The organism is Ruegeria sp. CDSB117 (assembly GCF_059611005.1).
This window is the reverse complement of the sequence record NZ_JBXWOS010000052.1, coordinates 1-6,880: the sequence shown is the minus strand read 5'-3', so window position 1 is coordinate 6,880 and position 6,880 is coordinate 1. Positions and strand designations below refer to the sequence as shown.

The following is a 6,880-nucleotide window of genomic DNA, read 5'->3' as shown; positions in this document are numbered from 1 at the left end:
CCACCGGAGGTCCTCCGGCAGCGCTTTGACATGCGCCACTTGCGAAGGAAGACAGCCACCGCACACCTCTCTATCTGCCGAAGTCAGTACCAGATCAATGAGAAAAGACGACGTAGCGGAATGTATCTTGGTGCTTCAGTCTGACTTGAGTAACAACTGACCGGCCTTGGCATAGAATATCGGTAAGAGCCCAAAGTTACATCATCGGTCGAGAGCATCCGCAATTAGTTTGGCAAAGGTTCGGAGCTCGTTGTTCCCCGGATTCGGGATTGGTTTGAAGGTGATTACTTCTTGCTCGATGTAGCGTCGCGAGGTGACATCGTACTTGTCGAGAAGCGGTATCAGATGCGCATGAGCATGGGCGACATCACCACCCGAGAATTGAAATGCCACACGCTTCCTAGACCCGAAACCAGCACCATACCGGAAGCCAAACATTTCATCTGACGCACTACTTTGGCAGCTGGTTGGAAGGAGATATCAATTGCACTGATCATACCTGTAGTCCCCGTATTCCAGCCAGTTTGCCGAGCCTTCGCTAAAAATCAGAAACTCGGACCTGTCCTCCCCAAGGAGGGCGACGACAAATCCGGCGGGCGGCTCAGAGTTTCCGAAGTAGCTGTAGGCTGTCATGGCTCTGATCGACTCGCCGTTAACCGCTACTCGCGCGTCCCACTCCCCCTCTGGATTGTCCAAAATTACGGGTTCGATCACGCGTTTTTTCGCTCCGCCACCACAATAGACGATGCCTTCGGGCGCTTCGTAGGAGGTCTCTTGGTTAACTTCTGAATCGCACGCAGAACGAAGGGACCGAATTGCTGCGCTGGAACCTTTCAAGTCAAAAATTCCATAGCTGACATCTTGATCAATCATCGACAGATTAACCGATGCATTGGCCGCAAGCTGGTCCAGAACAAAACCATAGTCCGGCTGACTATTGAAACTGACCTCGACTGGATAGTTGTCGACGATCTGCACGGCAGCGTTTTCTGCGCCAACCTGAAATGCCCCAACTTCGGTGGTGCCGTTCTTCAAGAAACGAATGGAAAGCCCCTGCTTGTCCGCAATGTCCTGGCTGTCCTCGAATCCAGCCGGAGCAAAGCGAATACGGTCACACTGAAGTTCCAGCGTCATGTTTCCTGTCTGAATAAACGCATTGGGGTTGGGCCCGGAGCTGAACGACCACTCCGCTGATGCTGTGGTCGCCACTGCCATCAGTAGCATTCCAATGGAAATGGTTTTGCAGCTCATTTTTTTCTCTCCATTGAGTTACGGTTCGCACTGTCGTTCAGCAGAAGTTCCAGCCAATTGCCTGGACAGCCAGATCAGGAAACAGGTTCGCCGTATTCGTTTGCGCCTTCTTGGGAAGGTCGTGTCAGCCACCAGATCATCAGGATAGACAGAACCAATTGAAGAATTGAGACAACAACAATACCGGTCACGCCCAGTACTGCCGCGGGTCCCCGTAATGCATCGGGGTTTTCGGTCCCTTGCTCCAATACCGAAAAGAACGCCACCCCACCCAGCATAACAAATAGCGTTGTAATGCTGAGCGCCATCGGCAGCAGCAAATACCAGCCAGGTCGTCCTGTATCATGCAGTCTCCGCCAACCGGCGGCCAGCATAGGTATGAGAACAGCCAGTTGGAAAACAGAGGACATGACGCGAGATCCTTGCCCAGTTTCTGGGTTGGTCCCGAATATGATCGTATCCAGCACAGCTAAAGCAGCACTCACGAGAACCACAAACAAGAAGAACCACCAGTATTCTGAGCGTATAGCCCGACCGGAGAACTGGAAGTATTTCGAGAAACACGTCTTAACGGCTTCACCAAATCCCATCTTTCAATCCCTTCATTGTTTCTGTGCGGCCTCAAATCGCTTCGCCGCTCAGGGGAACACACTCGCAGCTCCCACTTACTTTTTTGTTTGAACGCAGAGGCCTATCGTACGAGAGCGTAGAGAAATTTACGCGCGGAAAAAATATTGATTTATTAAAAATTAGATTCAAACATGCGAATTCGACACAACTTTATTTTACCTCCGTTGTTGTCGTTGCTGCTCGCTGTGCCGAGCCCTTCCGACTGCTGGAGTGAGTGCTAGCGGTCGGAAGGCACTTTATAATGATTGAGCGCTGGGAGGACGCGATGCTTAGACATAACGAACTCGCCCTCTCTCCAGAGTTTGCTCTAGCATTTGCTAGTGGCGTCATTCAGCCTTCGCACGTTATTGGCGGCCCCGATAGTCAACAAAATATCGTCCCGCCGACCGAGCCCCCCACGGCAAGTTTTGGGAAAGGTAGTCACAGGATCAAGGTATGTTCAATTGGCTGCACAGGCGCGAGAGCTTCAAACAAGCGCATCCAATTTCACTAATTTCAAGGGAACCAGAGGGAGAAGAAAATGTCTAACAAGATGGTGATGATTGCGGGCGCAACTTGTTTCACACTGCTTGCGGCCTGCGACGATACGAGTACATCAAGCGCGTCCGCCGAGCTCACGCCGGCTCAGCAGGCGTGTTTGCGAGATGTAGCCAATACGACAAACAATTCGCAAGTCGTGGTGCTCTCATCCGCGTTTAGCGAGGCGGGAACACAGGTCACTGTAGGCGTTGGCGAGGATCGTGCTCCTTGGAATTGCATTGCTTACAGTGATGGCGCGACAGCTGGTATCGAGTTCCTGGGCGACGAAGGCGCATTGTGATCTGTTTGGTGCGCAGCTGAATACGGCTGCGCAGTACCGGTTCGCTCTTCAGAAATCTCGACTTGGCCTGTCGGATACGCCTTTCAAAGCGTAGCGTGGGCATCCGTTTCGGATCATCGGATGCCTCAATAGACCGATCAGGAGTTTTGTAAACAAAGCGAAACCTCTACAAGAAGGAGTCCTCCATGAGTGCTAGATTCGTCCTTCTGCTTGCTGCCGTCGGCCTCGTGCCAATTGCGTTATCATACGGTCTGATGCCCGGCAGTTCGATCCCAGTTTTGCTGGGATTTCCGGTGGAAGGTACGAACCAAACCCACGTGTTCCGAGCGGTTATGGGTCTTTACCTGGCAAACACGTTATTTTGGTTGGCGGCCGCTTTGAAACCAGAATTACAACGCCCCGCGCTGTGGGTTCTATTTTTGTTTATGTCGGGACTGGCCGTTGGACGCATACTAAGCATTTTTATCGATGGAGTTCCCAACGGGATACTTCTCTTTTACCTTGCGGCCGAGATAGCTTTTGCGGCTCTGGCGGCGGTTTCCCTGACAAAAATACGATAAAAAAGGAAGTGGTAAAATGGTGAGGTTTGGCTTTGTTTTCTCGATGATTGCAACTTTTTCGGTTGCGACATCCGCTTTTGCACAATCGACATCTGTCCAGACCGCGGTGGACGAAAACTTCTTAGCGCTTGAGACTGCCGTTGACGAAGCGGGAGCTACTCCACTCGCATCGATAGATCACGCGCGCTTGGCCAAAGCTGAAGGCGTAGAAATGCCAGCATCACGTGTACTCATTTTCTCTGATCCAGAGATAAACACGCCCATTCTGGAAGAGAACGTACGAGCAGGTCTGGACCTTCCTCTTCGCGTTCTTTCCTTCGATCAGGATGATCGCCCGCAGATCGCCTATACAGACTCTCAGTTTCTCAAAGTGCGGCATGGTCTGAATGACACCCAAGCGTTAAATACATTTCATGGCAAGATGCTCGAGGTTCTAAACAACTTGGATGCAACACCAGCGCCGACCAACGGGTTGTTTACCGACTATGGGGTCATCGAACTGCGATCTCAGCTCAGCGTACCAGAGGCAGTCGAACGTCTCAGGGCAGCCGTGATGGGGCAGGACGATACTGTCTGGTTTGGGGAAATCGATTTTGCGACCGAAGCGTCCCAACTGGGGGTGGAACTGCCGGATGCAGTTCTCTTACTGTTCGGCGGACCAGCACCCGGTGGCGTGGCTATGGCAGGCTTTCCGGCAATTGGTTTGGATGCCTTTTGCCAAAAACTATTGGTTTACGCGAATGAAGAAGGCGGCTCCGTAGTCATTTTCAATGACATCGCTGCTTTGGCGGAGTTGCACTACGGTTCTTCAGCCGAACCTCATCACGGTTTGAACAAACGGCTTACCGCAACATTTCGCACGGCAATTGAGTAGCCGCTGTTTGGAAGTCACAATTTTTCTGAATTGCTATATTCCGTATTTGGCTGCCCATTCTGAGCTGGGTACAGACCATCGCAACACTTAACCCCTAACGGCAGTTTGCGGGCAATGTTGCCTTGGGCGCGAGCATATAGTTTTCATTCCAAAACAACGCAGCACGGTCTTGACCATACTCAGTTGCACATTTAGTCAAAATTGATCTGCCCGCTGGGACGACCCGGCCCAACAAGGGCGTTTCTTCAGGACGACCTGGCAAATTGGAGGTCGAACATGACGACTAAAACCAAACAAGCTAGGAAACTGATCGAGGGTAGACCTGCCCTGATCGTAATCGACATTCAAAAGAGCACGTTTATTGATAACAGCGAAGTACGCTCCATCGACAACATGCCGGGCTACAAAGAGCGCATGATCGCTGCGCGTGATTTGGTTGATGCCGCACATGATTACAATGTGCCAGTCATTTTCATCCAAGAAGTCCATCGTCCCGATAGGATAGACTTCGGCCGTGAACTGGATGGTGACGAAGACATACACTGTCTCGAAGGCGATCCAAGAACGGAGGTTGCAAAAGATGAGATGGGATATCGCAAAGGTGACTACATCGTCCCGAAGCGACGGTATTCTGCATTTTTCGGAACCGATTTCGAAATCCTGCTACGAGGTTTAAAGGTAGACACACTTTTGTTGTGCGGCGGGCTGACAGATGTTTGTGTGCACTACACATTCGTCGATGGCCACCAATCAGACTACTTCTGCCGCGTAGTAGAAGATTGCGTTGGCGGGTCATCTGTCCAAGCCCATGAAGCTGCTCTCAAAGCTATGGAATATCTACAAACTGGCGCTGTTCAGAGCCGAGAAGCAGTGATCAATGCGATTACGTCGCTCTAAATTGCAATCGAAACGTTAGTGCCAGTTGGGGTGCATAGTTTTTTTGGGTGCGGAAGCGCAGGAGCCGAGGTTTGTTATGAGGCTCTGGTTTGGAGTAATGGGAAGATTTTAACCGTAGGATCGTCGCAAGAGTAAGCCCGCGCGGCGCTAGCGGTTGTTTACGCGCCTGGCCTAATGGGCCAGAACTTTTGGATTGAGCTTTATCTAGTCTATCGTGAACAGCTCCTGTCTTTCAGCAACACCGCGCAATCTGTATTGCCCCAGGGAAACAAGACTTGGAATGGAGCTCACCAACTCGCCGGCCAACTTGTCGGAAACAACAATGTTCTGATCAAGCGCGCTGCACATGCCAAGAATACGGGCCGTTGTATTGACTGCTGGGCCAACCACTGTGAAATCCAAGCGAGACCTACCGCCAATGTTGCCATAAAGAACGTCGCCAGCGTGCAACGAAAGAGTGAAGCCGGTCGTTGGCAAACCATCTGCTTGCCGTCGTTGGTTGAGTTCGTCAAAAGTATCCCGCAACTCCGCAGCCGCGTGAATTGCGACGCGGCGAGCGTCCGTTACCTGATTGATATCGAAGATGGCAAGCATACCGTCTCCCATGAATTTCAGAACGTTACCGCCATTCCGTTCGACCACGTCAACAGCTTCTGCGAAGTAATCGTTTAGCAATTCTATGATTGAATCTCCCGGAAGCGCTTCTGATAATTTGGTAAATCCTTGCAAATCAAAATACCAAATCACCGCCGAAATCGTTTCGGATGAACCTCGTGTGATGTCCCCAGAAAGAACGCGCCTGCTGGCGTCTTTGCCCAAATAAGCGGCGGTTATGTCTTCAGCCATCAGCCTGTTTGCCCCACATTTTAGCGTCAGGCAAAGCGGAGATATCAGTTGACGCAAACCGTCAAGTTGCTGGCTCGTGAAGCCCCCGCTCGCGTCGGTCGTCAATGAAATAATGGCACCTTCCTCGGCCTGCATTGGGTCAACAGGCATAGCGTTATCCTGTATAAGGAAGAACCGTTTAACCGCGAAGTAGTCTGTGGCACCGCGCTCGCGAAGTTCATCAAAGATTGGAAAGCTAAGCTCTGGATCTTCGACTGTCAGATCTTGTCTGATCTCTTCAACGTTGTTTGCCAAAAGATAGTAAATCGGGCTTAGGATGTATTGTTCAGGGGCATCCGTTCTTCGGACAAAATTCTCTCGCTCATGACCGCCATCCCTGTGCCAGCGGAAAGCGACTGTCCCAATCTCGGGATGATGAGCGCGCACAGTAATGTTTGCTCTCAGAAGCGGAATCCCTGCCGAAACAAGACGGTTGCAGAATGCTTCCAACCAGGTTTCAACCGGCGCATTCTCCAAGCCCTGTTGAACCAGCCAATCGGCTAAGTCCTTTATGGCGGCTGTGAGTTCCCAGTCTTGGATTAATGGAGCTGCCATGATGACCTCACGATGAGATGTCTGAACAGTTTGTTACTAGTCTAATTCACTTCTAGGACACATCAAATTCAATTCTCCCACTGCGCTTGCAGCCCTAACCTATATGCTGATCTTGTGGCGTATTGCACGCGCGACACCGGGGCAATGGCCGCAATTCATCAGGAATTGCTGGCGATGTGAGCTGTGGCGCGTACCGCAAGACTTTTGCGACTGAGCTTTGCGGGGTATCTGTGTGATCTGTCGGCATTGAGGCAACCGAAATACTCAATCTTGCCACTCCAACCGATACAAGACGTGGTGACCGCGTAGACCTTTCAGGAGTCTGGGTTCTATTTCAGAAAATAAGAAATCGGTTCGTCCTCCGACCATGGCGCGAGTCGCATCTGAAACGAGTATCTCGCCTGCCGC

Annotated in this window: 7 protein-coding genes; 4 read left to right on the top strand and 3 right to left on the bottom strand. The window is 51.3% G+C overall.

Features of this window, described 5'->3' with window-relative positions:
• Window positions 1–480 precede the first annotated feature (480 nt).
• Window positions 481–1,251: a hypothetical protein gene (locus AC2FJC_RS23415; protein WP_496742079.1), complete on the bottom strand. Its 771-nt coding sequence runs from the start codon at window positions 1,249–1,251 to the stop codon at window positions 481–483.
• Window positions 1,252–1,325: 74 nt separating this feature from the next.
• The gene (locus tag AC2FJC_RS23410) at window positions 1,326–1,841 is read right to left on the bottom strand and encodes a DUF805 domain-containing protein (RefSeq protein ID WP_480638622.1); all 516 of its coding nucleotides are present in this window, start codon (window positions 1,839–1,841) and stop codon (window positions 1,326–1,328) included.
• 560 nt (window positions 1,842–2,401) lie between these two features.
• Between AC2FJC_RS23410 and AC2FJC_RS23405 the strand changes: the two genes are divergently transcribed.
• From AC2FJC_RS23405 to AC2FJC_RS23390, 4 genes are all read left to right on the top strand, one after another.
• Complete coding sequence (locus tag AC2FJC_RS23405; RefSeq protein ID WP_117870867.1) at window positions 2,402–2,701, top strand: hypothetical protein; 300 nt, start codon at window positions 2,402–2,404, stop codon at window positions 2,699–2,701.
• Between the two features lie 185 nt (window positions 2,702–2,886).
• Window positions 2,887–3,261, top strand: a complete 375-nt coding sequence (locus AC2FJC_RS23400; RefSeq protein ID WP_496742076.1) for a DUF4345 domain-containing protein — start codon at window positions 2,887–2,889, stop codon at window positions 3,259–3,261.
• Between the two features lie 43 nt (window positions 3,262–3,304).
• Entirely contained in the window at window positions 3,305–4,135 is an 831-nt protein-coding gene (locus AC2FJC_RS23395) for a DUF302 domain-containing protein (protein WP_496742074.1), read from the top strand.
• A 276-nt stretch (window positions 4,136–4,411) separates the two neighbouring features.
• Window positions 4,412–5,032: an isochorismatase family protein gene (locus AC2FJC_RS23390; RefSeq protein WP_321250554.1), complete on the top strand. Its 621-nt coding sequence runs from the start codon at window positions 4,412–4,414 to the stop codon at window positions 5,030–5,032.
• A gap of 204 nt (window positions 5,033–5,236) precedes the next feature.
• Here the strand turns inward: AC2FJC_RS23390 and AC2FJC_RS23385 are convergent, their stop codons facing one another.
• Window positions 5,237–6,472: an adenylate/guanylate cyclase domain-containing protein gene (locus AC2FJC_RS23385; RefSeq protein WP_496742072.1), complete on the bottom strand. Its 1,236-nt coding sequence runs from the start codon at window positions 6,470–6,472 to the stop codon at window positions 5,237–5,239.
• Between the last annotated feature and the right edge of the window lie 408 nt (window positions 6,473–6,880).